At 72.9% G+C, this 25,809-nt stretch carries 21 protein-coding genes; 8 read left to right on the top strand and 13 right to left on the bottom strand.

From position 1 onward, the window contains the following. On the bottom strand, nt 1–798 hold a 798-nt coding region (locus tag LPA41_RS27960), incomplete at its 3' end, for a hypothetical protein (RefSeq protein ID WP_229073874.1). Nucleotides 799–802: 4 nt separating this feature from the next. After that, nucleotides 803–1,777 carry a hypothetical protein gene (locus LPA41_RS27955; protein ID WP_229073873.1) on the bottom strand — a complete coding sequence of 325 codons (975 nt, stop codon included), beginning with the start codon at nt 1,775–1,777 and terminating at the stop codon, nt 803–805. 155 nt (nt 1,778–1,932) lie between these two features. Between LPA41_RS27955 and LPA41_RS27950 the strand changes: the two genes are divergently transcribed. The 3 genes from LPA41_RS27950 to LPA41_RS27940 all read left to right on the top strand — a co-directional run bounded on the left by LPA41_RS27950 (nt 1,933) and on the right by LPA41_RS27940 (nt 3,970). Further along, nucleotides 1,933–2,280 (top strand): WXG100 family type VII secretion target, encoded by a 348-nt coding sequence (locus LPA41_RS27950; protein WP_229073872.1) that lies wholly within the window; start codon nt 1,933–1,935, stop codon nt 2,278–2,280. A 31-nt stretch (nt 2,281–2,311) separates the two neighbouring features. Beyond that, nucleotides 2,312–2,596 (top strand): WXG100 family type VII secretion target, encoded by a 285-nt coding sequence (locus tag LPA41_RS27945; protein WP_229073871.1) that lies wholly within the window; start codon nt 2,312–2,314, stop codon nt 2,594–2,596. Between the two features lie 141 nt (nt 2,597–2,737). Further along, a complete protein-coding gene (locus LPA41_RS27940; RefSeq protein WP_229073870.1) occupies nt 2,738–3,970 on the top strand; it encodes a S8 family serine peptidase in 1,233 nt (410 codons plus the stop codon). A 21-nt stretch (nt 3,971–3,991) separates the two neighbouring features. Here the strand turns inward: LPA41_RS27940 and eccB are convergent, their stop codons facing one another. Next, entirely contained in the window at nt 3,992–5,359 is a 1,368-nt protein-coding gene (eccB, locus tag LPA41_RS27935; protein ID WP_229073869.1) for a type VII secretion protein EccB, read from the bottom strand. A 4-nt stretch (nt 5,360–5,363) separates the two neighbouring features. Beyond that, a complete protein-coding gene (eccD, locus tag LPA41_RS27930; protein WP_229073868.1) occupies nt 5,364–6,752 on the bottom strand; it encodes a type VII secretion integral membrane protein EccD in 1,389 nt (462 codons plus the stop codon). A 126-nt stretch (nt 6,753–6,878) separates the two neighbouring features. On the opposite strand from eccD, the gene eccCa reads away from it, so the two are divergent. Beyond that, complete coding sequence (gene eccCa / locus LPA41_RS27925) at nt 6,879–10,823, top strand: type VII secretion protein EccCa (RefSeq protein ID WP_229073867.1); 3,945 nt, start codon at nt 6,879–6,881, stop codon at nt 10,821–10,823. Between the two features lie 30 nt (nt 10,824–10,853). On the opposite strand, the gene LPA41_RS27920 is transcribed toward eccCa, so the two are convergent. The 4 genes from LPA41_RS27920 to LPA41_RS27905 form a co-directional block, all read right to left on the bottom strand. After that, nucleotides 10,854–11,972 (bottom strand): hypothetical protein, encoded by a 1,119-nt coding sequence (locus tag LPA41_RS27920; protein ID WP_229073866.1) that lies wholly within the window; start codon nt 11,970–11,972, stop codon nt 10,854–10,856. 35 nt (nt 11,973–12,007) lie between these two features. Beyond that, nucleotides 12,008–13,126 (bottom strand): type VII secretion protein EccE, encoded by a 1,119-nt coding sequence (locus LPA41_RS27915; RefSeq protein WP_229073865.1) that lies wholly within the window; start codon nt 13,124–13,126, stop codon nt 12,008–12,010. A gap of 161 nt (nt 13,127–13,287) precedes the next feature. After that, on the bottom strand, nt 13,288–14,937 hold the full coding sequence (locus LPA41_RS27910; protein WP_229073864.1) for a right-handed parallel beta-helix repeat-containing protein: 1,650 nt from the start codon (nt 14,935–14,937) through the stop codon (nt 13,288–13,290). A 142-nt stretch (nt 14,938–15,079) separates the two neighbouring features. Next, the gene (locus LPA41_RS27905; protein ID WP_229073863.1) at nt 15,080–15,772 is read right to left on the bottom strand and encodes a DUF4191 domain-containing protein; all 693 of its coding nucleotides are present in this window, start codon (nt 15,770–15,772) and stop codon (nt 15,080–15,082) included. 204 nt (nt 15,773–15,976) lie between these two features. Here LPA41_RS27905 and LPA41_RS27900 point away from each other — a divergent pair, with 204 nt between their 5' ends. The 3 genes from LPA41_RS27900 to LPA41_RS27890 all read left to right on the top strand — a co-directional run bounded on the left by LPA41_RS27900 (nt 15,977) and on the right by LPA41_RS27890 (nt 19,297). Further along, nucleotides 15,977–16,132 carry a hypothetical protein gene (locus tag LPA41_RS27900; protein WP_229073862.1) on the top strand — a complete coding sequence of 52 codons (156 nt, stop codon included), beginning with the start codon at nt 15,977–15,979 and terminating at the stop codon, nt 16,130–16,132. A 44-nt stretch (nt 16,133–16,176) separates the two neighbouring features. Then, the gene (locus tag LPA41_RS27895) at nt 16,177–19,041 is read left to right on the top strand and encodes a helix-turn-helix transcriptional regulator (protein ID WP_229073861.1); all 2,865 of its coding nucleotides are present in this window, start codon (nt 16,177–16,179) and stop codon (nt 19,039–19,041) included. A 61-nt stretch (nt 19,042–19,102) separates the two neighbouring features. Further along, complete coding sequence (locus LPA41_RS27890) at nt 19,103–19,297, top strand: hypothetical protein (RefSeq protein ID WP_229073860.1); 195 nt, start codon at nt 19,103–19,105, stop codon at nt 19,295–19,297. A 62-nt stretch (nt 19,298–19,359) separates the two neighbouring features. On the opposite strand, the gene lipA is transcribed toward LPA41_RS27890, so the two are convergent. Next, nucleotides 19,360–20,322, bottom strand: coding sequence for a lipoyl synthase (lipA, locus tag LPA41_RS27885; RefSeq protein ID WP_229073859.1), 963 nt, complete (start codon nt 20,320–20,322; stop codon nt 19,360–19,362). A 314-nt stretch (nt 20,323–20,636) separates the two neighbouring features. On the opposite strand from lipA, the gene aspS reads away from it, so the two are divergent. Continuing rightward, entirely contained in the window at nt 20,637–21,902 is a 1,266-nt protein-coding gene (aspS, locus tag LPA41_RS27880) for an aspartate--tRNA(Asn) ligase (RefSeq protein ID WP_229073858.1), read from the top strand. An 85-nt stretch (nt 21,903–21,987) separates the two neighbouring features. Here aspS and LPA41_RS27875 read toward each other — a convergent pair whose 3' ends face one another. The 4 genes from LPA41_RS27875 to LPA41_RS27860 all read right to left on the bottom strand — a co-directional run bounded on the left by LPA41_RS27875 (nt 21,988) and on the right by LPA41_RS27860 (nt 25,734). Then, nucleotides 21,988–22,152 (bottom strand): peptide ABC transporter substrate-binding protein, encoded by a 165-nt coding sequence (locus LPA41_RS27875; protein ID WP_229073857.1) that lies wholly within the window; start codon nt 22,150–22,152, stop codon nt 21,988–21,990. Beyond that, on the bottom strand, nt 22,152–22,781 hold the full coding sequence (lipB, locus tag LPA41_RS27870; RefSeq protein ID WP_229073856.1) for a lipoyl(octanoyl) transferase LipB: 630 nt from the start codon (nt 22,779–22,781) through the stop codon (nt 22,152–22,154). The genes LPA41_RS27875 and lipB overlap by 1 nt, the downstream gene beginning before the upstream one ends. Before the next feature lie 14 nt (nt 22,782–22,795). Then, nucleotides 22,796–24,673, bottom strand: a complete 1,878-nt coding sequence (locus LPA41_RS27865) for a DUF2079 domain-containing protein (RefSeq protein ID WP_229073855.1) — start codon at nt 24,671–24,673, stop codon at nt 22,796–22,798. A gap of 143 nt (nt 24,674–24,816) precedes the next feature. Then, nucleotides 24,817–25,734, bottom strand: a complete 918-nt coding sequence (locus LPA41_RS27860; protein ID WP_229073854.1) for a TIGR01777 family oxidoreductase — start codon at nt 25,732–25,734, stop codon at nt 24,817–24,819. Between the last annotated feature and the right edge of the window lie 75 nt (nt 25,735–25,809).

Here is a 25,809-nt window from a genome sequence, read left to right as displayed (position 1 = left end):
GAGGGAGGGCGGGGGGAGGGCTGGGAGGGTCGGGTTGGCTGCGGGGGAGGTGATGGATTCCGGGCCGGGCAGGGCGGACGGGGGGAGGGTGGTGGGCTGGCTGAGTACGGCGTTCAGGGGCTGGATGGGTGGGCCGGCGCCGTTGGAGATGACGGCTATGTAGTCGAAGAACTGGTTGCCGTAGCGCTGGGCCAGGGTTTGGGCTTCGCGGCGGTAGCGTTCGCGGATTTCCTGCTGGTCCTCGGCGATCTCTTCGGCTCGGGCTGCGTTCCAGCTGACGCCGCTGGTCAGGAAGGAGCCCAGGTTTTCGCCGAAGGTGACGTTCTGGGCGGCGCGCAGTTCCTGTTCGTAGCGGGCGGTCAGCTGGTCGATGTCGCGGCGGGCGTCCAGGGAGACGTTCACCAGGTGGCGCAGGGCGGTGACGTTGTTCTGGGCGGCGTCCATCCAGACGTCCAGGTAGGTCAGCGCTTCGCCGGGGCCTCGGCGCAGGAACGCGTCGCGCGCGGCGGGGGACTGCCAGTGCTCGTCCTGCAGGACGGTGCTCTGCTGGACCACGAAGTTGCGGACGTCGGCCAGGAAGGACCAGGCATTCTGCCACTGGTCGGCGAGGGCGGCCATCTGTTCCGGGTGCAGGTTGCGGATCTTCGTGGCTACCGCTTCGACGGTGAGGGGGTTGGCGGGGCCGGGCGGCGCGGAGAACGGGATCTGCGACGGCGGGTGTGTGCCGTAACGGGTTTGGCCGCTGTACGGGCTGTACCCGTAGTTCGGGTCGGCGGTGGCGCCCCAGTACTCGCCCACCGGATCAGCCGTTCACAACGGGGCCGGGAGTACGGGGACCGGTCGTCACCCGGTTCGTCTCCTCGAGCAGGCCGCCGTCACCGGGGCGGTACGTGCTGGTCGTGCTGCCCAGCGTCGCCGGGTCCACTTTCTCCGTGGTCAGGGCGGTGGTGCGGCCCTCGGCGTCCACGGTTTCGGTGGTGCGTTCGGTGACGGTCGTACCCTCGTACCGCTCCCGGGTCTCGGTCGTGGCCGTGAGCTCGCCGTCCGCGCCGAAGGTCTCCACCGTCGTGGCCCGGACCGGTCCGTCGGTGCGGCTGCTCGTGCGGGTGACGGAAGAGGTGACCGTCTCGCCGTTGCGGTCGAAAACCCTTGTCGTGGCCGTGGTGACGCCGCCCGGTGCGATCACTGTGGACACTTCGCGGCGTTCGCCGTTCGGGCCGATCGAGGTTTGCAGGCTCTGGTACGCGGAGACCGGCGTGACCGGACCCTCCTGCCAGGTGGCGCTGTTCGCCGGCGGGGGCGCGGCCGTGCCGGACAGCTGCTGCTCCAGGTACGTGGTGCCGAGGTTCTCCGGCAGGCCCGCCGGCCGGGGCGCATCCTTGTCGCCGAACGCGAACAGCACGTCGTTCAGGGAGGCCGCGGAGACGGCGTCGCCGGTCCGGTAGCTCTCGGCGATGGTGCGGGCGGCGTTCGCGACGTTGCCCAGCGACTCCGCGAGCTTGCCCAGGTAGGTGCTGAGCTCGGCGGCGTTCGCCATCAGGCCGGCCCGGATCGCGTCGGCCTCGCCGAGCACGTCGCCGTCGAAGGCGCCGGCGGGCATCTCGCTCAGCGGAGCCAGATGACCGGAACGTGCGGCTATGTCGGCTTGCTGACTCGCCAGGAGGCGGGCGTACTCGCGGAGCCCGTCGAGATCGACGTTCACCGGCGGGCCGCCGCGCAGCCATGGTGTCGCCGAGTTCGCCGAGGTCTGGTCCGGATAGGGGTTCCCGGTACCCATTGTCGCCTCCCCGTATTGATCATGCTCACTGTTGCTCGCTGTGAGCGGGTGACGCTGGAGAGTACGCACTCTTCCGGGAACCGGTTCGAACCGTGGCCGTCCGGCCGGCGTACGGGAGGGCATAACCCACTTTCGAGAACCGGGGAGCCAGGGCAATGGCAGGTATCGGGCAAGTCCATGCCACACAGGAGCAGCTCACCGCGATGGCGCAGCGCTGCGACGACACCGGTCAGAACATCTCGCAGGGCATGAACCGGCTGATGGGCCAGATCCAGGCCCTCAGCGGCGGGGCTTTCGCCGGCACCGCGAACAACGCGCTCCAGGACGTCTCGGTCCAGCTCAACGACGGCCTGTCGAAGATCATGAGCGCCCTCAACGAGCTGGGCGGCAAGATGTCCGCCGCGTCCACCACCTACGGCGTGAACGACGAAGAGGCCGCGCAGTCGATCCGCGGTGCCGGGGCCGGCGCCGACACGTCCGTCGTCAGCATCCTTCGCGGCTGAGTGCCCGCGACCGGGATCGGGGAGACCGACCATGAACATCACCTACAACTTCGGCCAGATCGCTGAGACCTCGGCGTCCATCAACACGTTCCAGAACCAGATGGACCAGCAGCTGAACGACCTGTACACGGCGTTCACCCAGCTCTTCGCCGCCGACTGGACCGGCGCGGCCGGCACCGCCTGCGACGAGGCGCGGCAGAAGTGGAACCAGGGCGCCACCGAGATCAAGAGCGCGCTGGCGAACGTCGGCGTACGGCTGGGTGCCTCGTCCGAGCGCATGCAGCAGGTCGATCAGCAGATCGCCGCGGGGATGTGACGCGCGGCCGAACGGAACCGATGACCGGCCGCCGGTGCGAACCGGCGGCCGCTTCCGTCCCCGGAGGCGGAGAAGCACGAGAGCCCGGAAGCACGAAGGCCCGGAAGCACGAAGGCCCCGGAAGGATCAGGAGCTGACAACATGCGATACCGGAACCTCGCCGCCGCCGCCGCCGCCGCCGGCCTGGCCGTCACGGTCCTGCTCGCGCCCGCGCCCGCCGCCGCGATCCCCGGCGTGAACTGCGCCGAACCCGGCGAGGCGGAAGTGCCGGCCTCCTGGCCGCGGGCGCTGCTCCGGGCCGGTGAACTGGGTACCGTCGCGGACGGCACCGGCGCCCGGGTGGCGATCCTCTCCACCGGGGTGGACGCCGGGCAGCCGCAACTGCGGAACCGGGTTCTGGGCGGTGTGGACACGGTGGACGGTGGTGCGGCGGACGCGGACTGCACCGGTACGGGCACGCAGGTGGCCGGGGTTGTCGCCGGGCGCACCGACGAGGGCGACGCCGACGTGGCCGGGCTGGCGCCGGGCGCGCGGATCCTGCCGGTCCGGGTGCAGCTCGACGATCCGGCCGGTTCCGAGCCGGACCCGGACGCGATGGCCGCCGGGATCGGCCAGGCGGTGGCGGACGGCGCCGACGTGATCGTGGTGGCCACGCCGGTCTACCGCGACGACCCGGACCTGGAGCAGGCGGTCGCCGCCGCGATCGACGAGGGGGTGGTCGTGGTGGCGGCCGCCGGGGACCTGGGTGCGGCCGACGAGGGGAATCCGACGCCGTACCCGGCGGCGTACCGGGACGTGCTCGGTGTCGGGGCGATCGACCGGACCGGCCGGATCTGGCCGGACTCGCAGCGCGGCGACTTCGTCGACCTGGTGGCGCCGGGGGTGGCGGTGCCGGTGCTGCAGACCGGGCGGGGTGCGGTCGAGGTGACCGGTACGGCGGTGGCGGCCGGGTTCGCCGGCGCGGCTGCGGCCTTGCTGCACGACCGGCGGCCGGATCTGGGTGTACGGGAGTCGGTGCGCCTGCTGACCGGTACGGCGGTGCCGGCGCCCGCGGGACCGGCGTTCGGTGCGGGAGTTGTCGACCCGTACGCGGCGATCACCGGCCAGTTGGCCGCGCCGGAGCGCCGGCCGGTGCCCGGGGTGGAGGTGGCGCCGTTGCCGGACACGGCCGCGGAGAGCCGGCGGCGGGCGGTCGCGCTGGCCGGTGTCGGGGTGGCCGGGATGCTGGTGATCACGGTGGGGCTGGTCACGGCCGCGATCCGGCGCAGTCGCCGTCAGCAGTGGCGGCCGGGGCTGGCGCCGGCGCTGCCGGTACGCGAGGAGCCGCTGGAACCCGGCCCACCGGTGATGCTGCTGGAAGACCGAACCGGATAGCACCGGAGCACGACGCGACCCTTACTCCGCTGTCGGAGGGACCGGCTTCACGGCCTCCGCCGGATCCAGTGTCACACCGGCCGGGACCGCGTTCACCAGGGCGGCCGGCACGTCGATCGCCGTCTCCGGCGGGTAACCCAGAAGTGCCGCGACATCCGGGTCGGACAGCGGGTGGCGTACCCCCGCGTCGGTGATCAGCTGGAGCCCGCCCGCGACCCGGACCAGCGCGAACCGCCCGCCCGGCACCTGGACCGCGTCGGCGAGCGCCCGTCCGCCGCCCCCGGTCGCGCCGCCCGTCGGCACGGCCGCGGCGAGATCGGCGGCGGGACCGCCCACCGTCACGTCCGGTGGCGCCGCCGCGTCGCGGGTGATCGCGCACCCGGTCTCGCCCGCCGCGACGGTGGCCAGCGCCGGAACCTCTTTCGGGCCCTGCACGGCCGGGTCCGCGCCCGGGTCGAGGTCCTGGACGGCGTCGGGGTCGAGGTCGCTCACCGGGATCTGCCGCGGCTCGCCGGGGAACGCGGCTGCCAGCACCGCCTGCTGCAGCGGGGTGATCGGGGCCAGCCGGTCCGCGAGGACCAGGTAGAACTGCCGGCCGCTGCCGGTCTCGACGACGAGCACGTCACCGTTGTCGAAGGCGGCCGCGGCGTCCGATTCCTGGCCGCGGTCGTCGACGTCGACGGGTGCGATGTCGGCGCCGGCGGGCAGCGCGTTCAGCCAGGCGACGCCGACCCGGGTCGGCTGCACCGCGCCGAACAGCGCGGCCACCGTGGTCCGGGCGTTGCGGATCAGGTGTTTGCGGCCCTGCCAGACCAGGTTGGCGCCGCCGCCCCCGTCGCCGGCGACGAGCAGCGCCCGGTCACCGAGCGCGGCGCCCGGCGGGCCGGTGCCGCCCACCACCAGCACCGCCGACGGTTGGTCGCCGGGGATCGCGCACATCGTCCACGGCAGACGGACCTGCTGTTTCGCCTCGGGCAGCGAACTCGGGGCGCCGGCGATCCCGATCGTCACGCCGCGGGGCACGCCGGTGAGCGATTTCGCGGCGATCCGGAACACCTGTGGGGCGGGCCGGCCGGCGGCGAGTTTCGCCGAGGTGAGGTTGAGCGCCGGATGCAGTTTGTCGCGCAGGTAGACGAAGCTGGCGCCGGTCTCCCGCTCGACCACCACGGAACCGTCGGTCTGCCAGCGGTCCGGGCCGGTGCGGGTGAACACGCCGTAGATCCCGAAGCCGGCGGCGACCAGGACCGCGACCATCAGTCCGGCGAAGAGCGCACCGATGCCGCGGCGCAGCGGGGACTGCGCCGGGTCGGTCTCGCGCACCACGAACGCGGAGATCACCCGCTGGTTCATGAACTGGTAGGACTGGAGCTGGTCGCGGCGGGACGTCACGGTCTCAGCCGCCGATCCCGGCGAGCAGGCCGCGGACCTCGTCGAAGACGCCGATCACCCCGCAGGCCAGCGGGATCAACGCCATGATCGCCACGATGTCCAGGATGTCGGCGGCCCGGCCCAGGTAGGGCGACGGCGGCCGGCGACTGAACCGCAGCGCCGCGGGCAGCGCGATCGCCGCGGTCAGCAGGGCACCGGCGAGCAGTGCCAGGCCCGGCACGGCCCCGGTGAGCACCGGACCGGCGCCCAGGCCGGCCAGCCCGGCGAAGCCGGCCACCAGCAGCGGGATGCGCTGCTGCGGGGTGGGCAGCAGGCGGGCGCGCAGCAGCAGGGCGGCGACGGCGGCCACCATGAGCAGGACGGCGGAGACGCCAGGACCGGACAGTGCCAGGAAGCTCATCGCGACGAAGCTGCAGAGGGCGGCGGAGATCAGCAGGCCGGTGAGCGCCTCGCCGGACCGGGCCACGGCCGTGAAGACGTCCTCCCGGCGGGGTGCCGGCTTGTCCTCGAGGATCTCCTCGGCCCGGTTCGGCAGCTGCGGGAACGGCAGCCGGCCGAGCCGGCCGGCCAGCACCGGGTAGGCCGGGAGCAGCCCGATCGCCGCGGTCAGCGCCACCGCGGCGGCACCCTCGGCGGAGATGCCGGCCAGGGCCAGCAGCGCCGCCAGCAGCCCGATCAGCGCGGCCGCGATGCCGGCCACGAAGAGCCTGGTCAGGCCGGCCACCCCGACGTGGCCGAGCGCGCTGAGCACCAGCATGACGGACGAGCCGAGCAGCAGGCCGGGCGCGCCGATCTCGGGTGCGGAGAGCAGCCAGGCGCCACCCAGGAACGCGTAGGGCAGGGCGGTGGCGGCGACGATCGCGCCGGCGTTCGCGTCGCCGAACGCCCGGGACAGCAGGATGCCGAGCGCGGTCAGGACCACGGCGGTGACCAGCGCGGCGACGGCCGTGACCGTCCACGGCGGACCGTCGGCGGCGAGGCCACCCAGGCCCAGCAGCAGCGCGCCCGCGGTGACCGCGAGGCCGCAGCGGCGGGTGGCCCGGTCGCTCCAGGTGCGCCCGGCGCGGCGGGCGCCGGCGGCGATGACTTCGACGACGTCGTCGTACGCCAGCTCGGGCCAGTCCTCCCGGGCCGGGTCGAGATGCAGCAGTTCGCCGTCGCGCACACCCTGGGCGGCCAGGTTGCGGCCCGGTTCCAGGATCGTGCCGGTGGCCCGGCGCAGCACCCAGCCGCCGTGGCGCTCGGCCGGCTCGCCCAGGTCGCCTCCGGCGTGCCGCAGCAGGTGCGGGAGCAGTTCGGCGACGAGCATGTTGTCCGGCAGGGCGAGGTCCATCCGGCGGGTCGGCGCGGCGACGGTCACCCGGGCCAGACTGGGACTACTCGGTGCGGTCACAAGGTCACCTCCTGCGACGGGCCCACCCGGACAACGTAGCAGGATCCACCGCCACGAATGGGTGGCGAAAAGATCCGGCGTGGACGGATAGCATTGATGCGATCCGTCACCACCGGGGAGCCCAGTGTGACCGTCACGATCATCAAGCGCCCGCCGCGCCGGCCCGCGCCCGTCATGCCCACCGGCGAGGTGCTCCTCGACCCGCCGCCCGAGGTGCCACCGCCCACCGGCAAGGGCTGGACCCGGATGCTGATGATCCTGCCGATGGCCGCGGGCGCCGGTGCGATGGCGATGATGATGGGCGCCCAGCGCGGTGGCCCGATCACCTACGTGGCCGGCGCGATGTACGGGGTCTCGATCCTCGGCATGATCGGCATGATGGCGATGAACACCACCGGCCCGGGCAAACGCGAGATGATCGAGGCCCGCCGTCAGTACCTGCGCCACCTCTCCCAGCTGCGGGCCCAGCTGCGCGCCACCATCCGGCAGCAGCGGGAGGCGCTCTACTACCGCAACCCGGACCCGGGCACCCTCTGGTCCTTTCCGGACAGCGGCCGGCTCTGGGAGCGCCGGCGCGGCGACGCCGACTTCACCGTGGTACGCATCGCGGTCGGCCCGCAGGAGGTCGCGACCCGGCTGGTGCCGCCGCAGACCCGGCCGGTGGACGAGCTGGAACCGCTCTGCGCGATGGCGTTGCGGCGGTTCGTCAGCACCTACTCGATCGTTCCCGACCTGCCGGTCTCGGTGGCCCTGCGCGACTTCTCGCACATCTACGTGCGCGGCGCCGACGGGCCGGCGCACGACCTGGCCCGCGCGCTGATCGCCCAGACGGTGGTCTTCCACGCCCCCGACGACCTGCGGCTCGGCGTCTGCGTCCCGGACGACCGGCGGGCCGGCTGGGAGTGGATCAAATGGCTGCCGCACGCGCAGCACCCCGGCAAGACGGACGCGGTCGGCCCGGTCCGGCTTGTCGCGCCGAGTGTGCCGGCGCTGGAGGCGATGCTGGACGACGTGCTGGTGAACCGGCCGCGCTTCGACCCGTCCGGCGCACCGGGCGGCGGCCCGCACGTGGTGGTGATCATCGACGGCGGGTCGACGGCCGGGTCGGACCACCTGATGACCGAGGGCGGCGTCGCCGGGGTCACGCTCATCGACCTGTCGGTGCCGCCGCCCCGGCTGCTCGACGACAGCTCGGTGGTGCTCGACATCGCGGCCGACGGCTCGGTCACCGGCACCACGATGGACGGTCCCACCGACGTGGGCCGCGCCGACGCGCTGGAAGTGGCACAGGCCGAGGTGCTGGCCCGCGAACTGTCACCGCTACGGCTCTCCGCGGCCTCCTTCGCCGATCAGCCGGCCGTGTCCCAGGACATGGGGCTGGCCGAGCTGCTCGACGTCGGTGACCCGTACACGATCGCCCTGACCGAGCTCTGGGCCAGCCGCCCGAACCGGGACCGGCTGCGGGTGCCGATCGGGGTCGGCCTGGACGGGCGGCCGATCGAGCTGGATCTCAAGGAGTCGGCGCAGGACGGGATGGGGCCGCACGGCCTGCTGGTCGGCGCGACCGGCTCAGGCAAGTCGGAACTGCTGCGCACGCTGGTGCTGGCGCTCGGGCTCACGCACGACCCGGAGATCCTCAACTTCGTGCTCGTCGACTTCAAGGGTGGGGCCACGTTCGCCTCCCTGGACCGGCTGCCGCACACCGCCGCGATGATCACGAACCTGGAGGACGAGCTGCCCCTCGTCGACCGGATGCTCGGCGCGATCGCCGGCGAGCTGAACCGGCGGCAGGAGCTGCTGCGCAAGGCCGGGAACTACGCGTCCCAGCGGGACTACGAGCGGGCCCGGTCGGCGGGGGTGCCGCTGGCGCCGCTGCCGAGTCTGCTGTTCATCGTCGACGAGTTCTCCGAGCTGCTCAGCGCCCGGCCCGACTTCATCGACATGTTCGTCCAGATCGGACGCGTGGGACGCTCGCTCGGCATCCACCTGCTGCTCGCCTCGCAGAAACTGGACGAGGGCCGGCTGCGCGGGCTGGAGTCGCACCTCTCGTACCGGATCGGCCTGCGCACGTTCTCGTCGATGGAGAGCCGGGCGGTGCTGGGTGCGCCGGACGCGTACGAGCTGCCCCGCTCGCCCGGCCACGGCTACCTGCGCACCGGCACCGAAGGGCTGATCCGGCTGAAGGCGGCCTACGTCTCCGGTCCGGTCCGGCGCGACGGCGCCCCGGTGGCCGGCGGGCTGCGTGCCGGTAACCCGGTCCGGGACTTCTCCACCTTCTACGCCGTCCCGCAGCGCGCGGAGAAGCCCGCGACGACGACGGAGGATCCGGGCGACGACAGGATCGTCGGGGACACCCTGCTCGAGGTGCTGGTGCGGCAGATGGAGGACCAGGGCACCCCGGCGTACGAGGTGTGGCTGCCGCCGCTGGACACCGCACCCACCCTGGGCCAGATGCTGCCGCCGGTGGTCACGCTGCCGGAACGCGGGCTCACCGTGGACGCGGCGGACCGGTTCGGCGCGATGCACGCGCTCGGCGGGATGGTCGACAAACCGTACGAGCAACGCCGCGACCCGCTCTGGCTGGACCTGGCCGGCGCCGGCGGCAACGTCGTCGTGGTCGGCGCCGCCCAGTCCGGCAAGTCAAACCTGCTGCGCACCCTGATCGCCTCGCTCGCGCTCACCCACACGCCGCGGGAGGTGCAGTTCTACGGCCTCGACTTCGGTGGTGGCCCGCTCGGCGCGCTCGCCGACCTGCCGCACGTCGGCGGTGTGGCGACGCGCCGCGACGTGGACCGGGTGCGGCGGACCATCGCCGAACTGCACGGCCTGATGCGGGCCCGGGAGGACCTGTTCGCCCGGCAGAACATCGAGGGGGCGGCGGCGTACCGGCGGGCCAAGGCGCAGGGCCGGTTCGCCGAGGACCCGTTCGGTGACGTCTTCCTGGTGGTCGACGGCTGGGCCACGCTGCGGGCCGAGTTCGAGGACCTGGAATCCACCGTGCACGAACTCGCCAACCGCGGCCTCGGGTTCGGCATCCACGTGCTGGCGGCCACGAACCGCTGGATGGACATCCGCCCGCAGATCCGCGACGTCTTCGGCACCCGCCTCGAGCTGCGGCTCGGCGAACCCAGCGACTCGGTGATCAACCGGCGGGAGGCGGTCAACGTGCCCGACTCCACGCCGGGCCGCGGCCTCACCCCGGACGGCTACCACTTCCTCGCGGCGCTGCCCCGGATCGACCGGGAACAGCGCGTCGACGACCTCGGCGACGCCGTGGCCGAACTGGTCAAACACGCCACCGAGCAGTGGACCGGCGCCCCCGCGCCCCGGGTGCGGCTGCTGCCGGCAGAACTGCCGTACGACATGCTGCCGCCCGCCGAGGGCGAACGTCTCCCGATCGGCATCGCCGAGACCGACCTGCAGCCGGTCTGGCTCGACTTCGACGCCGAACCCCACGCGATGCTCTTCGGCGACGTGGAGTCCGGCAAGAGCTCGTTCCTGCGCAGCCTCGCCCGGTCGATCGCGGCGAGCCACACCCCGGCGCAGGCCCGGATCCTCCTGGTCGACCTGCGGCGCAGCCTGCTCGGCTGCGTCGGACCCGAACACACCCTGGGGTACGGGACGTCCGCGCAGGTCACCACCGAATTGATAAACCAGGTGGCGGTCGCCATGCGGGAACGGCTGCCCGGCCCCGACGTGACGCCGGAAATGCTCGCCGACCGCAGCTGGTGGAAAGGCCCCCGGCTGTACGTGCTGATCGACGACTACGACCTGGTCGGGCAGGCGCCGCTGCAACCGCTCGTCGAGTTCCTCCCGCAGGCCCGCGACATCGGCCTGCACGTGGTGATCACCCGGCGGATCGGTGGCGCGAGCCGGTCGCTGTTCGAACCGATACCGGGCCGGATCCGCGAGCTGGCCTCACCGGGCATCATGATGTCCGGCCCGCGCGAGGAAGGCCCGCTCTTCGGCCAGCTGAAACCGCAGGTCCTGCCGCCGGGGCGGGCCTGGATGGTGACCCGCAAGCACGGCGCCCGGCTGGTCCAGCTGGCCTGGACCCCACCACTGCGCTGAGCCGTTCCCGAGCACCCCGTCCGGTGCGGGTCAGCGCATGGGCGGGCCGACGTACTGCAGCTCGATGCCGGTCTGGTTCAGGAAGACGAAACGGGCCGGGCCGTCGCCGATCAGGGCCATCATGTCGTCGGTCATGAAGGGGAGCAGCTGACCGTTCTGCTGGTCCAGCCGCAGGGTCGCGGCGGCCAGGGTCGCCTCGTCGCCGCCGAGCCGTTGCAGCAGGGTCAGCTCCGCCTCCTGGAGCGCCGCGACGCCCGGGCGGTCCAGCTGCCGCAGCACGGTGAGCTGGGTGGACCACGGGCCGAGCGGTGGGGCGGTGGCCGGGCCGGTCACGCCGAGGTCGTGGACGATCAGGGACGGGGTCTGCGCGGTGCCCGGCGGGAGGCTTGTCGGTTCGCCACCGAGCACGGTGAGCCGGTTGTGCTGCCCGGTGGCGCGTTCGCCGAACCCCGCCCAGGCGCGCTGCTCGGTGGTCACCACCAGGGCCCGCGCACCGATCGAGAAAGCCCGGAAGATCAACAGCTGGGCGGCCCGGACACCACCGACGAGCACGATGCGGTGCGAGCCGGGCGAGAAGATCCGCAGGGGTACGGGTACCTGCTGCTGATCACGGCCCAGCAGCAGACCGGCGCCGGTCGGCGGGACGAGCGCGACACCACGCAGGGCGGCCCGAGGCACCGTGTGCCAGCCGATGCGCAGCCGGGAGGTCCGGCCCGACGGTCCGGTGCGGTCCGGTGCGGACGGTGAGGGCGGGTCCCCGGGTGGGCGGCCGGGATGGTGCGGGCCGGGTGGGCGGGCCAGCGGCGTGCCGGTGACCGGGGGAGCGGTGGCGGCCGTGGACCCGGCCTGGCCGGTGGAGAGCGCCTGCGCGGTGGCGAACGGGTCGGCGAGGTGTGGTTGCGCGGTGGCGAACGGGCCGGCGGTATGCGGTGCGGGTGCGGGCGCTGGACCGGTGGGGGCGGCCTGAGCCGGCGGGTACGGGCCCGGCGGCGGCGTGGTGGTCCGGGGTGCGGTGGCCGGGGGCGGGACGGAGCCGCGGGCCGGTGGGTGCGGTGACCGGGCGGGCTGGTGCGCGGGGTTCTCGCCGGTGGAGGCGGTGTTCTGCGATGCCGTTGGGGGCGGGTCGCCGGAATCCCTCTGACGAGCCACTGGTGCGCGATTGCTCGTACCGTAGGGGTCGTCCGTCATCCCGCCCCGCCTCCCGTCGGTGCCGTCGCGTAGGTCGCGGGTCCGTGCTCGCCGTCGAGCGGGCGCAGCTCGCCGTCGGCCCGGCGCACCCCCTCCTGCAGCACCCGGTCGAGGGTTTCCCAGCCGGCGCCGGGGCGGGTGGCGAGGCGGACGAAGGCGCGGATCGCCGGGTCGTCGCCGGTGCTCGCGCCGACGATCAGCGCGACGGTGGTCCGGGCGGCGGGAGCGGTCGCGGCCCAGGCGAACAGCGGGCCGATCTCGGTGATCGAATTCGGCCAGGTCTCAAGCCAGTAGGTCCGGTGCACCAGATGGTTCGAGCGCCAGTGGGTCCACTCCTCGTCCACCGCTTCGGGCCCGGCTTCGACGTCGCAGGAGCGGGCCAGCAGGGCCAGCAGCTCCGCGGAGTCGAGGACGCGGCCGGTGACGCCGAGCCGGCGCAGATTTGTCGCGACCTTGCGGGTGAGCGCGGCCGTGAGCGTGGCGGCGGACTCCGGGTCGGTGGTGTGGTCCTGAACGGATTCGGCCAGCGCCCGGGCGTCGACCCGGACACTCACGGTCGCCTCGCGATGTGCGGGAACCGGGGCCGGGCTGATCGTCGCGGCGAGCTGACGGTAGGAGGCGCCGGCCGGCGACGCGGCGGGCAGGTCCGGGCTCGGGGCGGGGACCGTGTGCGTGACGAGTTCGAGGGTGATGCCGGGCTGCTCGGTCGCGGCCAGCTGGGCGGTGAGCGTCTCCAGCGGGACAGGCGCGGGCGGGTCGAGGGCCACCACACCGAACCAGCCGGACTCGTCGCGGGCCACACCGGTGCGGTCGTCGCGGTCGTGGACGGTCAGGCCGGGCGCGATCGTGCGCAGCGCGGCCAGGACCGGGCCCTGCTCCACCTCGCGGCGGGCCGCCCGGCGCCGGCGGTGGTCGCTCGTCAGCGAGCGGTGCTCCAGCCACCAGCGGCCCTGCTTGCGGGCCAGGACCACGGCCAGCACCGAGGCGGCGGCCACCGTGGTGATCAGAGCGGGCACGAGGCCCTGGGTGGCGGCGCCGATGATCAGAAGTAGCGCGCCCTCGATGGTCAGGATACGGGCGAGGCCGAACGGGCCCAGGTGGCCGCGGCGGGGCACCGGCCGAACCGTCGGTCCCGGACCCGGAGGCGGACCCGAAGCCGGACCCGGGCCCGGAGGCGGCCGGCGCTGCTGCGGCCCGGTGCGCTGCCGCCCTTGAAGTGCCACATCCGCCCCCTACCGTCCGTAGTGGAACCATCCTAGCGGCGTAGTCATGATCGTCACCGGGTCGCGGCGCGCAGGTCGTCGAGCATCAGCGTCCGCAGGTCGTCGCGGCTCGGCATCCGGCCCATCGCCCGCAGCCGCCCCGACTGGGCCTTGCGCATGCCTTCGAGCAGTTTGCGGGCTTCCCGGGCGTTGCCGAAGTTGCGGTCCCGCTCCACCGCCGAGAAGTGCTCGTGCAACGCGGTCGGCACACCCGCGGCGAACACGTAGTCGTCGTTGCGGGCGATCCGGTCGGCGATCCGCACCAGCTCGTCCGGGCCGTAGTTCTCGAACTCCAGCGTCTTCGCGAACCGGGACGCCAGACCCGAGTTCGCGTCCAGGAAGTCGGCCATCTCCCGGGTGTACCCGGCGACGATCACCGCCACCTGGTCCCGGTGGTCCTCCATCAGCTTCACCAGGGTGTCGATCGCCTCCTGGCCGAAATCGGCTGCCGCACCACCGGCCCGGGCCAGCGTGTACGCCTCGTCGATGAAGAGCACGCCGCCCATCGCGGCCTCGAACACCGAGGTGGCCTTCTCGGCGGTGTGCCCGATGTACTGCCCCACCAGGTCGCGCCGGGACACCTCCCGGAACTGCCCGTGCGGCAGCACACCCAGCGCCTTCAGCAACTGGCCGTAGATGCGGGCGACGGTCGTCTTACCCGTGCCGGGAGCGCCCGTGAAGATCAGATGGTGGCTGACCGCCCCGACCGACAGGCCCGCGCCGCGCCGCCACTCGTTCACCTGGATCTCGTCGATCAGCGCGCGGACCTCGCCCTTGACGCCGGCCAGCCCGATCATCGAATCCAGCTCGGTGAGCAGCCGGTCCACCTCGGCGGCGTCCTGACCGGCGCCCGTCGACCGGGGCAGCCCGGCGTTCTCGCTCAACGTCACGGCGGCGGTGGCCGACGGGTCGACGTCCACGGCCGGCTCGGCGGTGTGCTCGACCCGGCACTGCTCGACCACGGCCGTGCAGCCGGGGCCGACCACGATGCCCGACCCCGCCGTCTGATGCACCCAGGTCTCCACGATCCGGGGTGCGCTGCCGTGCGCCGCCACGATGCCCGCGCCGCCCGTTCCGGAGACCTCGCAGCGCTCGATCACCGGCCGTCCCGCCTGGTAGACGTAGATCCCCCGGTAACCGCAGTCCGCCACCGTCGTCCCCCGCAGCACCGGGTCGGCGCCCAGCCGCACGATCACCCCGTCGTCCGAGACGCCACGCACCTCGCACGAATCCACGGTGCCACCGGCGTCGGAGAAGACGAAACCGTGCTGGGCACGCACCACCCTCGTCCCGGACGCCTCGACCGTGGCGCCACCGGTCGCCTGCACCCCGGCGCCGTAGCCCGCGGTCAGCTCGCACCGCCGCAGCGTGAGGCGGCCGCCGGTGACCGTCACGGCCGGGTAGTCGCCGGCGACGATCGTCACGTCCTCGACCGTAACGTCGCCGTTCGTGCTGGACAGGGCGGGGCCGTCCAGGCCGGACGCCGTTATCGACGCCCCGTCGTCGTCCGCCCCGCTGCCCCGGATCGTCAGGGTGCGGCCGGTCAGGTCCAGCCGTTCCCGGTAGGTGCCCGGCGCCAGCGTGATGACCGCGCCGTCCGGTGCGACCTCGAGAGCGTCGCGCAGGGTGGGGTAGGTGCCGGGGACCGCCAGGGTGCTGACCACGGGCGCGACTCCTTCGGGAAGGCGTACGCCGAGGCTATCTTCCCGGGCCGATCATGGAGGCGCCTGTCGATGTCCTCTTCCGGGTCGCGCGTGCCGCGGGTTCCGGGTTGAGCCTGCCGCGGGCACGCGCAACCCGTGCGGGTCAGCGGGGCCGCTGCTGGCGGAACGCGCCCTTGCTGGGCCGCATGTTCTTCGGGATCGCGCCCTTCGGCATCTGCGGACGGGCCATCAGGGCGCCGAGGCGCTTGTCGAGGGCGTTGACGTCCTTGCCGGTGAGGTTGCGCGGCAGCTTCAGCATGGTCGACCGCAGCTTGCGGACCGGCAGCTGGCCCTCGTCGGAGCCGATCACGTAGTCGTAGAGCGGCGCGTTGCCGATGACCTTGACGAGGCGGCGGCGCTCCTGGCCCAGCAGGGCCTTGACGCGCTGCGGGTCACCCTCGGCGAGCAGGATGACGCCGGGGCGGCCGATCACCACGTGGACCATGTCGAACTGGGTGGTGGAGCTCGCCGCCGGGCGCACCCGCCAGTCGCCGCGCATGTTCTCCATGAGCGACGCTGCGGCGCCGGGCTGGCCCTCCGCCACGTTCATCATCGCGGTGTTGGACCGCAGGTTGAGCACGATCAGCACGGCCAGCATCGTGAGAAGGATGCCGACCGGGACCCAGACCCAGCTCCCGGTGAGCAGCACGACGAGCACGGTGAGCGCCAGCGGGATCGCAACCGCCGCGATGACCAGCGGGACGAACCACTTGTCCTGCTTCGCCGTGAACGAGAACACCTGGCCGATCTGCTTCAGGCGCTCGCGAAACGACACCTTCTCCTGGGGCTTTGCCATAGCCGCAAAGTGTAGTGGGGCTCAGGTACCTTACGGCGGCCCGGGCACCTCGGTGGCGCGAAGTAAGGCGCCGGACGGCCGGAGTAAGGACGGCGGGTGCCACGGAATGCGGCTCCGTCCCCATGCCCGGTGGCTGCCTTCACGCGAAGAGTCGGTGTTGCAAGCGAGACACCAGGCGAGACACCGACCGCGAGGAGCAGCGTGATGATCCCGTTCACCAACCCCGAGATCCAGCTCGATCTGATCCGCCGCCAGTCGCAGGAGCTGGTACGCGAAGCCGAGGCGTACCGGCTGGCCCGCTCCGTCCGGCCCGGCCGGTCCCCTCGATGGCCGCGCCTGAAGCGGCGGTCGGCGCCGTGATCGGTACGGCCGGCCTGTCGTACCCGCATGGCATGCTCGACCCCATGGCAGTAGGTGCCCACAGCACGGTCCTGGTCGGCCGCGAGGCCGACCTGGCCACGCTGCACGAGGCACTGAAACGGGTTCGTGGCGACGAGCCGTCGGCCGTGCTGGTCGGCGGCGAGGCCGGGGTCGGCAAGACCCGGCTGATCGAGGAGTTCTGCCGGTCGCTCGGCGACGAGCCGGTCCGCATCCTGGTCGGGCACTGCCTGGAGCTGGGTGAGGAGGGCCTGCCGTTCGCGCCGTTCGCGGCCGCGCTGCGGGAGCTGGTCCGGCGGGAGGGGCGGGCCGTCTTCGACGGGCGGGAGGCCGAGTTCGCCCGGCTGCTGCCCGAGCTGGGCCCGGCACAGGAGCACGGCGAGTCTCGCCGGGGCCACCTGTTCGAGCTGGTCGGCTCCCTCTTCGGCCGGCTCGCCGAGGAGCGTCCGGTGCTGCTCATGATCGAGGACCTGCACTGGGCCGACCGGTCCACCCGTGACCTGATCGCTTTCCTGCTGCGGTCGGTGCGGGTGCGCCGGTTGCTGCTCGTCGCGACGTACCGCACCGACGAGCTGCACCGCGGCCATCCGCTGCGGCCGTTCCTCGCCGAGCTCGACCGGGTCCGCGGCGTGCAACGGTTCGAGCTCGACCGGCTGGACCGCGACGGCACCGCCGAGCTGCTCGGTCACCTGCTCGGCACCGAGCCCGACCCGCCGACCGTCGACACGGTCTGCGAGCGGGCGCAGGGCATCCCGTTCTTCATCGAGCAGTTCGCCGCGTCCGGCGACCCCGGGTGCGGTGACATCCCGGAGACCCTGCGCGACCTGCTGCTCTCCCGGGTCGACCAGCTGCCCGAGCCGTCGCAGCGGGTGCTGCGGGTGGCGGCGGTCGGTGGCACCCGGTTCGGCCACGAGCTGCTGGCCCGGGTCGCCGGGATGGACGAGACGGCGCTGGAGTCCGCGCTGCGCGCCGCGATCGCGGCCCGGCTGATCGTGCTCGACCCCGACGAGGGTTACGAGTTCCGGCACGCGCTGGTCCGCGAGGCGGTGCACGACGACCTGCTGCCCGGGGAGCACGCCCGGCTGCACGCGCGATACGCGGAGGCGCTGGAGGCCGAGCCGCAGCTGATCTCGATGGAGCGGGCGCCGGCCGAGATCGCCCACCACTGGCACGCGGCCCACGACCATCCGCGGGCGCTCGTCGCGGCTCGCCGCGCGGCCGAGTCGGCGAGCAGCCGGTTCGCCCATGCCGAGCAGGCCCGGCTGCTCGACCGGGTGCTCGAGCTGTGGGAGCAGGTGCCCGACGCGGCCACCCTGCTCGGCACCACCCAGCTGGACCTGCTGGAGGAGGCGGCGCTCGTCGCGATCCAGTCCGGTGACCACATGCGGGCGCTGAGCCTGACCCGGGCGGCGCTCGGCGACCTCGACGCCGAGGCCGAGCCGTTGCGGGCGGCGCGGCTGCTGATCCGGCGGGCGAAACTGCTGCGCAACGCGGGCAAGACGGACGGCGAGCGGGAGACCCGCGAGGCCTACCGGTTGCTCCGGCTGGCGCCGCGCGGCCTGCCGTGGCTGAAACTGCTCGGCGACGTGGCCTACCAGATCGCCGGCATCGACGGTGCCGAGGCGGCCCGGATCGGGCAGGAGGTGCGGTCGGCCGCCGCCGAGTTCGGTGACGAGGCGTCGCAGGTGGCCGCCGAGATCACCCTCGGCCAGGTCTGCGGCGGGCGGATCCTCGTCGAGGAGGCGATGCCGGACATGCTGCGGGCGGTCGATCGGGCCCGGTCCTCCGGCGACGTGCCGAACCTCTCCCAGGGCCTGGTCAACATCTCGGACGCCCTGTTCGAGCTGGGCAGATACGAGGAGTCGGCGGCGGCTGCCGCCGAGGGGATCCCGCACGCCGACCGGGTCGGGGTGAGCCGGACCACCGGGGTCTACCTGATGGCGAACTACGCCGAGGCGCTGATGGCCCTGGGCCGGTGGGACGAGGCGGACGCCCGGCTCGCCGAGGCGGCCCGGCAGGACCCGCCCGGCGTCCTGGCCGTGGCGTGGCTGCGGTTGCGTGCCCGGATCCGGCTGGCTCGCGGTCACGACGGTGCGGTGGCCCTGGTCACCCGGGCCACCGGGTTCCTGGCGCGGCCGTTCCTCACCGCCGAGCATCGGGTGAGCCTGCTGGAGCTGCGGATCGTGGCGGCCCACGCGGCAGGTGACATGGCCGGTGCCCGGGCCGTGGCCCGGGGCGCGGTGCGGGACCCGGGTGTCGTGGAGCGCCCCCGATACGGCTGGCCGCTTCTCGTGGCGGCGGCCGGCGTCGCCGACGACGACCTGCACGAGGCGATCCGGGAGGTGGCGGACGCGTTGCCGGCCCGCTACCCGGCGGAGCGGGCCTGCGCCGCCGAGGTGACGGCGCGCCGCTCCGCTGGCGACGGTGACCTCTGGCGGGCGGCGGCCCGGGCCTGGCGGGCGGACGGTCAGCTCCATCAGCTGGCCGGGGCGCTGCTGGCCGGTGCCGAGGCGGTGGCCGCCGACCGGCAGGCCGCGTCCGAGGCGCTGGCCGAGGCCGTCGAGATCGCCGCCGGGCTGGGCGCCGGTCCGCTTGTCGCGGCCGCCGACACGCTGGGCCGGCGGCTCGGGCTGCGGCCCGGCGTGCGGTCCGGACCGGCGGTGGTGGTGCCGGGGCAGCGGGCGGGCGGGTCCGAGGTGCTTACCGCCCGGGAGCGGGAGGTGCTGCGGCTGGTGGCGGAGGGGCAGAGCAACAGCGGGATCGCCCGGGAGCTGTTCATCTCGCCGAAGACGGCGAGCGTGCACGTCTCCCGGATCATCGCGAAACTGGAGGTGAGCAACCGGGTCGAGGCGGCCGCGGTGGCCCGCCGGCTGGGCCTGCTGGATTCCTAAAGACCCGGCGGGGGAGCGCCGATGATGAGGGCCGTTGCCCCTCAACCCCGCGGAGGACGTTATGGATGACGCTCTCGATGTGAGCTACCAGGTGGTCGACGGCCTGTTCGGGCCGGGTTCCGGTGTGCCCTGGTGGGCGTGGATCGCGCCGCTGGTGCTGGTGTTCGGCAAGCTGCTGATGCCGTCGGCGGAGCCGGCGACGACCGCGGCGGCGCCCGCCGGGAAGAAGAGCAAGAAGGCCAAGAAGAAGAAGTGACAGCAGAACCCCGGGGAGCCGCACGGCTCCCCGGGGGTTCTGGCGAAGGTCGGACCGGCCGGTCAGCCGCGCGCTTCGAGGGCCTGCTTGTAGAGCCGGCCCGCCCGGTACGACGACCGGACCAGGGGCCCGCTCATCACGCCGGCGAAACCGATCTGCTCGGCCTCGTCACGCAGCTCGACGAACTCTTCCGGCTTGACCCACCGCTCCACCGGGTGGTGCCGCGGGGTGGGCCGGAGGTACTGCGTGATGGTGATCAGCTCGCAGCCGGCCGCGTGCAGGTCGCGCAGCGCGGCCGAGATCTCGTGCCGCTCCTCACCCATGCCGAGGATCAGGTTGCTCTTGGTGACCAGACCTGCCGCACGGGCCTGCGTGATCACGTCGAGGGAGCGTTCGTAACGGAAGCCGGGGCGGATCCGCTTGAAGATGCGCGGAACCGTCTCGACGTTGTGGGCGAGCACCTCGGGCGCCGCGCCGAAGACCTCGGCCAGCTGGTCCGGGTCGGCGTTGAAGTCGGGGATCAGCAGCTCCACGCCGCAGCCGGGCTGGAGTTTGTGGATCTGCCGGACGGTCTCGGCGTAGAGCCAGGCACCGCCGTCGGGCAGGTCGTCGCGGGCCACGCCCGTGACCGTCGCGTACTTCAGGCCCATGGTGGCGACTGACTCACCGACCCGGCGGGGCTCGTCGGCGTCGAACTCGGCGGGCTTGCCGGTGTCGATCTGGCAGAAGTCACAGCGCCTGGTGCACTGGTCGCCACCGATCAGGAAGGTGGCCTCGCGATCTTCCCAGCATTCGTAGATGTTGGGACAGCCGGCCTCCTGACAGACCGTGTGCAGTCCCTCTTTCTGGACGAGCCCGCGCATCTCGGTGTACTCGGGGCCCATCTTCGCCTTGACTTTGATCCACGGCGGCTTCCGCTCGATGGGAGTCTCAGCGTTCCGCGCCTCGATGCGCAGCATGCGGCGGCCCTCGGGAGCAATGGTCACAACCCGAAGATACGCCCGCACGGGCGCGGCGGGACGCATGGGCGACGAGGCTCACGTGGCGGTTCCTGTGACGGCCGTCACGAAGGGCCGGTAATTCGCGTGCGTATCCCGGAAGCGTCCCGTTAATCTCCCTGTCACGGCAGTGATGGGACCGAGTAACGCTTCGATTCGCCGGCCGAGAGAGCCACCGGTAGCTGTGATGGTGGCCCGTGCGGCGGAGCGTGAAGACACCCCTGAGCCGCGCACGACAAGAGGCGCTCGAGAAGAGCGCGAAGGTGTGGTGGCACCGCGAGGATCCCGCTCGCCCACACCTCCCTGGGGCCGCGTTGCAGATCCCGAGGAGGTAACCCGCCATGCAACGCACCGTCTCCACGTCCCTGCCGGCGCACGCCGGCGAGAAAGTCACCGTCGCCGGCTGGGTGCACCGCCTGCGGCGGCTCAAGTCGGTGACGTTCCTGATCGTCCGCGACGCCGCCGGGTTCAGCCAGGTGGTGCTCACGCCGGGCGAGTTCAGCGAAGAACGCACCGGAGAACTCACCGAGGGCAGCGTCGTCGAGGTGACCGCGATGGTCACCGCGAACGAGCAGGCGCCCGGCGGCGTCGAGCTGACCACTCCGGAGATCCGGGTGCTCAGCCACGTCGCCGAGCCGCTGCCGTTCGAACTGCACCGGCCCGCGCTCGCCGCCGGCCTGCCCGCCCAGCTGGACCATGCCGCGCTCGCGCTGCGGCATCCGGCCCGCTCCGGGGCGCTGCGGATCGCGGCGGCCGCGACCGCCGGGTTCCGGTCGGCGCTGGAGGCCCAGGACTTCGTCGAGATCCAGACCCCGAAGATCGTCGAGTCGGCGACCGAGTCCGGCGCCTCCGTCTTCAGACTGGACTACTTCGGACGTCCGGGCTATCTGGCGCAATCGCCGCAGTTCTACAAGCAGTTGATGGTCGGCGTCTTCGAACGGGTCTTCGAGACCGGGCCGGTGTTCCGGGCCGAACCCAGCGACACCGCCCGGCACCTCGCGCAGTACACCTCCCTCGACGCGGAGATGGGCTTCATCGCCGACCACCGCGACGTGATGGCGGCACTGACGCGGACCCTCACCGGGATGTTCGCCGAGATCACCCGCCGGACCGGGTTCGCCGTGCCGGAGGTGCCGGCCGAGATCCCGGCGGTGCACTTCACCGAGGCGCTGCGGATCGCGGGCGCGGCGCCGGACGAACCGGACCTGGCGCCCGCCGACGAGCGCGCGCTGGGTGAATGGGCGCTGCGGGAACACGGTTCCGCATTCGTCTACGTCACCGGCTATCCGATGCGCAAACGGCCGCTCTACACGCATCCGTCGCCGGACCCGGCGTACTCCAACGGGTTCGACCTGCTCTTCCGCGGCCTGGAAATCGTCACCGGCGGCCAGCGGCTGCACCGCTACGACGACTACGTGGCGGCGCTGACCGCGGCCGGTGAGCCGCTCGGTCCCTACCAGGGCTATCTGGACGGTTTCCGGTACGGCATGCCGCCGCACGGCGGGTGGGCGATCGGCCTGGAACGGCTGGTGGCGCGCCTGACCGGCGCCGCCAACGTGCGCGAGGTGACGGCCTTCCCACGGGACCTGCACCGGCTCGCGCCCTGACGGGAGCCTTCTGCGGTACGGATGACGCGTCCACCCGTACCGCAGAAGGGCCTCGGCCGTCCCCCCTGCGATGGCATGGCACGACTCAGAGCACGACCGCCAGCGTCACCGCGGCCACGATGACAAACGGCACGATGGTCGTGCAGACCAGAATGGCCCAGGCGATGGGGTGCCCGAAGTTGAGCACCACGCCACCGCTCTTGCGCGGCACGAAGACCCGCTTGTCACGGGGTTCCCGGTAGAGCGCCATCAGAACAGCGCCGGCAGGTGTCGCTCGACCACGGGCAGCACCTCGGCGACCGGCACCGGCCGGCCCAGCTCGGCGCTGAGCGACGTGACGTCGGCGTCCCGGATGCCGCACGGGACGAAGCGGCTGAAGTTGGAGAGGTCGCAGTCGCAGTTCAGCGCGAAGCCGTGCAGCGTCACGCCGCGGGCCACCCGGATGCCGATCTGCGCGATCTTGCGGTCGAGGCCGCCGTCGGTGGCCCGGACCCAGGCGCCGCTGCGGCCCTCGACACGCTCGGCCACCACGCCGAACTCGGCGCAGACGTCGATCAGCATCTGCTCCACGCGGCGCACGTAGGCCACCACGTCGACCGGGTCCGGCAGCTTCAGGATCGGGTAGCCGACGAGCTGACCCGGCCCATGCCAGGTGATCTTGCCGCCGCGGTCGACGTCGACGACCGGAGTCCCGTCGAACGGCCGGTCGGCGGGCTCGGTGCGCTTGCCGGCGGTGAAGACGCTCGGGTGCTCCAGCAGCAGGATCGTGTCCGGCCGGGAACCGTCGGCGACCGCCTCGTGCACACGTTTCTGCTCCTCCCAGGCCTCGACGTAGTCGACCAGGCCGGGGCGGAGGACGGACAGCACCTCAGTAGTCACAGCCGCAAGCGTACTCACCGGTCGACCGGGTCCACTCCCGGGCGGATCCGCCAGAGCAGCACGTCACCGACCCGCTCCGGCTCGCCGAGCAGCCCCACCGCGGCCGTCTGCACGGCCTGCCGGAACAGCACCCGGTGATCCGACCCGGTGATCTCGTCGGCCAGGAAGACCGCCTCGACACCCCAGTACGCGAAGTCGGCCCGGGCCCGCTCCCGGTCCGCGTTGGTGAGCCTCGGCACGTAGCCGTAGAGGGCAGCCCGGGTGAACAGCCAGTCGGTGGCACGCGGCGGGGCACCGATCCGGCCCATCAGCTTCTTGCCCTCCTCGCCGTTGACCATCGGGCCGAGGAAGTAGCCGTCCGGCATCCGGAACTGCGGGCCGCCGCGGGCCATCGTGTAGGCCTGCCAGCGCTGCCCGTCGGCGTGCACGTTGAGGGCGAACGGCAGCGCGGTGAGCACGCCGTTCTCGGAGACGTAGCGCTGCCAGGTGCCGTCGGCGATGAAGTCCGGTTCGGGCGCGCGCTCCTGGTGGCGCACCGGCAACGGGAAGATCGGGATCAGGCTCACCACGATCGTCGCCCAGAGCGCCGTCCGGGTGTTCGGCGCGGAGATCCGGTGGTCCAGCAGCTGGTCGACGACGAGCGCCAGCAGGATGCCGAAGACGCCCACCACGGCCAGCGCGAACCGCAGCGGCAGCGCCGAGTCGAAGAGCGGCAGCCGGGCGAGCGCCGCGTACGGCAGCGGCAGGCCCAGTTCCTCGCCCATCCAGTTCAGCCGCGGGCCCCAGGAGAGCACCAGGAACACCAGGCCGGTGACGGCGACCGCGCGCAGGGTGGCCCGGCGCCCCGGGTCGGCCCGGCGCCACAGCAGCACGAGCGTGACGGCCATCAGCACGACGAGCGGCAGGCCGAAGTAGGACGTCTCCTCGGTGCGGTTGGGACCCAGATCCGAACCGAGACCGAAGAGGGCGGCGAAGGACCGGCTCGGGTACGACAGGTACGCCGCCACGTCCTCCACGAAGTACCGCTGGTTGAAGCCGGTGCCGGTGAACGTCTGCGGGCCGGCGAAGTGCATGTACAGCGGGTACGACAGCAGCGCCCCGGCCACACCGGCGGCCACGCCGAGCGCCCGCACGACCGTCCAGAACGCCGCCTTGGCCTCGTCGCGCACCGCCCGGGCCAGCGACCACGTGCCGATGAAGACGCCGCAGGCGATCGCCACGTAGAACAGGCCCTCCGGCGCGATCGAGAAGCCGACCGCCAGCGCCAGGCCGAGCAGCAGGCCGTTGCGCAGCCAGCGGCCCGGCTCGCGCAGCTTCAGCACGCGCCAGAGCACGAACGGCGCGACCCAGCCGGCCGACCAGTTCAGGTGGCCGTTGACGTGCGCGATGAAGCCGGGGGCGAACCCGCAGAAGAGACCGGCCAGGGCGGCGGCACCGGCGTTGCGGACCAGCCAGCGGCCGAAGAACAGGTACCACGCCATCGCGGAGACGGCCAGGTTGAGCGTCAGGATGGTCACGAAGGTGACCGGCGGCCCGGCGAGGTGCGTGAGCGGCGCGAACAGCAAAGTGTAGACCGTGATCGACGTGTTCGCGGCCAGGTTGACGCCGACCGGGGCGTTCATCAGCTGCGTGAAGAACGGGTCGGAGCCCTGGCTCAGCGTCTGCACGCCGTAACCCAGCAGCCACTCGAACCAGGCCTGGTCACCGACATTGTCGGAGAGCACGTTGCCGTACGGGTCGCGCCACAGCCCGTTCGTCACGTAGACGGCGAGCCCGAGCGCGATCACCGCGACGGTCAGATGGGCGCGCCACGGCCGCGATCTGGGCGGTGGCGCCGCGGGGTCGGACGGGGGATCGGCGGACGCGGCGGGGGCGGGGGCGGCGACGGACATCAGGCGCAGGTTAGCAAGAGCTTCGTCGGGCTCAGGGGGCCATCGCCTCCTTCACGGCCAATCCTCAGCTTTTTCCCGGCGTCCGGTCAGCTTCCGGTCTTTTCCCGCCGGTCGGCCCATTTCCGGGCTTTCCCGGCGTCCGGTCAGCGGACCGCCTCCTGGCCGGGTCGCAGCGCGGCGGCCAGGGCGGACTGCATCGTCGGGTACGTCCACGCGAACCCGGCACCCGACAGCACCCCCGGCAGCACCCGCTGGCTGCGCTGGATCTCACCGGCCAGCTCGCCGAGAGCCACGTCCAGCACCGGGCCGGGCACCGCGAGCAGAGCCGGCCGGCGCAGCTCCCGGGCGAAGGCCTTGGTGAAGTCGGCGTTGCGCACCGGCTCCAGCCCGACCACGTTGACCGGGCCGGCCACGTCCTCCCGCTCCAGGAGGAACTCGGCGGCGTTGAGCCAGTCGGCGATCGCGACCCAGGCCATCCACTGCCGGCCGCCGCCGATCCGGGCGCCGGCGCCCAGCTTGAACGGCAGCATCAGCGGCTTGAGCAACGAGCCGGCGGCGTCGATCGTCGGGGCGGTGCGCAGCAGCACCACGCGGACACCGGCGTCCTCGGCGGGCCGGGCGGCGGCCTCCCAGACCCGGCACAGGTCGGCGAGGAAGGTGGTGCCCGCGGACGCCTCCTCGGTGACCGCGGTCTCGCCGGTCTCGCCGTACCACCCGGTGGCCGAGGACTGCAGCAGCGCCCGCGGGCGGTCGGTCGCCGGCAGCTGCTTCACGGTCCGGGCGATGGTGTCCGTGGTGTCGATCCGGCTGGACCGCAGCACCCGCTTGTAGCGTGCCGTCCAGCGGTGGTCGCCGATGTTCGCGCCGGCCAGGTTGATCACCGCGTCCGCGCCGGCCAGCACGGCCGGGTCGAGCCGGCCCTGCGCCGGATCCCAGGTGGCCTCGCCGGGACGGTCGGTCGGCCGGCGGACCAGCCGGGTGATCTCGTGGCCGCTCTGCCGCAGCCGATCCGCGAGCCGGGTACCCAGATAGCCCGATGCTCCGGCCATGACGATGCGCATGAGGTGATTCTTTCCCGAAGATCTCTCATCGCAAAACAAAACCGGGGGTACGCCTTCCGGCGCACCCCCGATCGT

The organism is Actinoplanes sp. DH11, from assembly GCF_020873875.1.
GTDB lineage: Bacteria > Actinomycetota > Actinomycetes > Mycobacteriales > Micromonosporaceae > Actinoplanes.
This window is presented reverse-complemented; position numbering and strand designations above follow the sequence as displayed.